The following is a 2,983-nucleotide window of genomic DNA, read 5'->3' on the forward strand; positions in this document are numbered from 1 at the left end:
CCGACGCGGTGCTCGACGGCCAGGTCGACAACGCCTTCTGCGCGGTGCGCCCGCCCGGCCACCACGCGACGCGCAACGAGACGATGGGCTTCTGCTTCTTCAACAACGTCGCGATCGCGGCGCGCCATGCGCTCGACGTGCGCGGGCTGCAGCGCGTGGCGGTCGTCGATTTCGACGTGCACCACGGCAACGGCACCGAAGACATCCTCGCCGGCGACGATCGCGTGCTGATGGTCAGCTTCTTCCAGCACCCGCTGTACCCGTACTGCGGCGAGGTGCCGAAGGGCGACAACATGCTGAACCTGCCGCTGCCGCCGTACACCCGCGGTGCCGAGATGCGCGAGCTCGTCGAGGCGATGTGGATGCCGCGGCTGGAAGAATTCAAGCCGCAGATGGTGTTCATCTCGGCCGGCTTCGATGCGCACCGCGAGGACGACCTCGGCCAGCTCGGCCTGGTCGAGGCCGACTACGAATGGCTCACGCGCCGCATCAAGGCGGTGGCCGACCGGCATGCCGGCGGGCGCATCGTGTCGTGCCTCGAAGGCGGCTATGCGCTCGGCGCGCTGGCGCGCAGCGTCGCGGCGCACCTGCGGGTGCTGGCCGACCTCTGAGGCGGCAACGTCAAATCCGTGGCTGCGCCGCAGCCTTCCCCGATCGACAATAGAAGAGAGCGATTCACCGATGGATTCGTCCCTGGGCGTACAAGATTTCAACGAACTGCTGCGCGACCTGGCCACGCGCAGCGCGCTCACCGAGGCGGCGGTGCTGCTGGGCTGCCTGGGCGTCTCGTGGCTGGTGTGCATGGCGCTGCGGCGCGTGCTGCGCGTCAACGGCGCGGTGCTGTTCGGCCGCAACGTGGTCGACGGCGTGCTGTTCCCGCTGGTCGCGCTGGTGCTCGCCGTGGTCGCCCGGCATGTGCTGATGGGCGTCGTGAAGGTCGCGGTGTTCCGCGTCGCGATCCCGATCCTGCTGTCGCTGGCGCTGATCCGCCTCGCGGTGCGGGTGCTGTCGGCGGCGTTCCCCAATTCCACCTGGATGCGCGCGACCGAGCGCACGATCTCGTGGCTGGCGTGGATCGCCGTGGTGCTGTGGATCACCGGCGTGATGCCGGCGGTGCTGGAAGAGCTCGACAGCGTGCGCTGGCAGATCGCCGGCGGCATGGTCTCGCTGCGCACGATGATCGAGGGTGCGCTGACGGCCGGCGTCGTGATGGTGCTGGCGCTGTGGCTGTCGTCGGCGATCGAGCGCAAGATCATCCACGGCACCGGCAACGACCTGTCGATGCGCAAGATGGTGTCGAACATCGTGCGGGCGCTGCTGCTGTTCGTCGGGCTGCTGTTCGCGATGTCGGCGGTCGGCATCAACCTGACGGCGCTGAGCGTGCTGGGTGGCGCGGTCGGTGTCGGCCTCGGTTTCGGCCTGCAGAAGATCGCGGCCAACTACATCAGCGGCTTCGTGATCCTGGCCGAGCGCTCGCTGCGCATCGGCGACATGGTGAAGGTCGACAACTTCGAGGGCCGGGTCACCGACATCCGCACCCGCTACACGGTGATCCGCTCGCTGGGCGGGCGCGAGGCGGTGGTGCCGAACGAGATGCTGATCACGCAGCGCGTCGAGAACCTGTCGCTGGAGGACCCGCGGGTGCTGGTGCAGACGATGGTGCAGGTGGCCTACGGCACCGACGTGCGGGCGCTGCAGCCGAAGCTGGTCGAGGCGCTGCTGAAGGTCGAGCGCGTGATCGCCGACACGGGGCCGGGCGTGCAGCTCTCGAACTTCGCGGCCGACGGCATGGACCTGACGATCAACTTCTGGATCCGCGACCCGGAGAACGGGCAGGGGCAGGTCAAGTCGGACGTGCACCTGGCGGTGCTGGATGTGCTGAATGCGGAAGACATCCAGATTCCGTTCCCGCAGCGGGTGATGCACACCATCGTGCGGAACGAAGGGCCCGTGCCCGCGCCGCCCGAACGGATTTGACGTAGCCCGGATGCCAATCCGGGATGCAGGCACGAACCCGGATTGGCATCCGGGCTACGAGTTCAAGGGGCGATCAGCGCGTTCAAGGCCCGAAGATCGTCGCCCTTCAACTGGCCGGCGGCCTGCCGCAGCTTCAGGCTGTTGACCAGCACGTCGTAGCGCGCCTTCGCCAGGTCGCGCCGTGTCGTGAACAGCTGGGTCTGTGCGTTCAGCACGTCCAGGTTCACCCGCACGCCGACCTTGTAGCCGAGCTGCGTGGCTTCGAGTGCGAGCTGGCTCGACGACTCGGCCGCTTCCAGCGCCGTCACCTGCGCCTGGCCCGACTGCACGCCGAAGAACACCTGGCGCGTCGCCTGCGCGGTGCCGCGGCGCRCCGAGTCGAGCAGGTTGCGCGATTGCTCCTCGAGCTGCAGCGTCTCCTTCACGCGGTTCTGGATCGAGAAGCCGGCGAACAGCGGCACGGTCATCGTCAGCGCGACATCGGAGCTGGTGACCCGGCCCGATGCGTCGAGCGGATTGGTGATCTTGGTGTGGCCGCGTCCGTAGCTGCCAGTCAGGCCGACCGTCGGCAGGTGGCCGGCGCGCGCCTTCTCGGTCTCGAGCTTCGCGATGTCGTAGCCCAACTGTGCGCGGCGCACCGTCGGCGCGGTGTCGGTCTGCGACACCCACGCTTCGACGTTGTTCGGCGTGACGGCCGGCAGCGCCACCGGCGCGGCCAGCGGCTTCGGCACGACGCCGTCGCGGCCCACCAGCTGGTCGAGCGCGATGCGCTTGGTGCGCAGGTCGTTGTCGGCCGCGATCTCCTGCGCCCTGGCCAGGTCGAAACGGGCCTGCGCCTCGCGGGTGTCGGTGATCGTCGCGGTGCCGACCTCGAAGTTGCGCTTGGCCGAGGCCAGCTGCTCGGCGATGCCGTTCTTGTTGGCCTGCGCGGTGGCCAGCGCATCCTGCGCCGCCAGCACGTCGAAATACGCCTGGGCGACGCGGACGATCAGGTCCTGCTCGGCCG

3 protein-coding genes are annotated in these 2,983 nt (G+C 68.8%); 2 read left to right on the forward strand and 1 reads right to left on the reverse strand.

Going from position 1 to position 2,983, the window contains the following annotated elements:
- Together AC1D01_RS27860 and AC1D01_RS27865 are read left to right on the forward strand one after the other, a co-directional pair.
- The coding region (locus AC1D01_RS27860; RefSeq protein ID WP_477872182.1) for a histone deacetylase family protein at positions 1 to 611 on the forward strand (611 nt) is incomplete at its 5' end.
- 70 nt (positions 612 to 681) lie between these two features.
- Entirely contained in the window at positions 682 to 1,977 is a 1,296-nt protein-coding gene (locus AC1D01_RS27865) for a mechanosensitive ion channel family protein (protein ID WP_477872184.1), read from the forward strand.
- Between the two features lie 62 nt (positions 1,978 to 2,039).
- On the opposite strand, the gene AC1D01_RS27870 is transcribed toward AC1D01_RS27865, so the two are convergent.
- Positions 2,040 to 2,983: TolC family outer membrane protein (locus AC1D01_RS27870; protein WP_477872186.1), on the reverse strand; the 944-nt coding region annotated here is incomplete at its 5' end.

This window comes from Rhizobacter sp. P3_B12, assembly GCF_056402895.1.

Excerpts from the sequence above, each read along its gene's own strand:
- AC1D01_RS27865 (WP_477872184.1), top strand. The coding sequence starts at position 682 with ATGGATTCGTCCCTGGGCGTACAAGATTTCAACGAACTGCTGCGCGAC.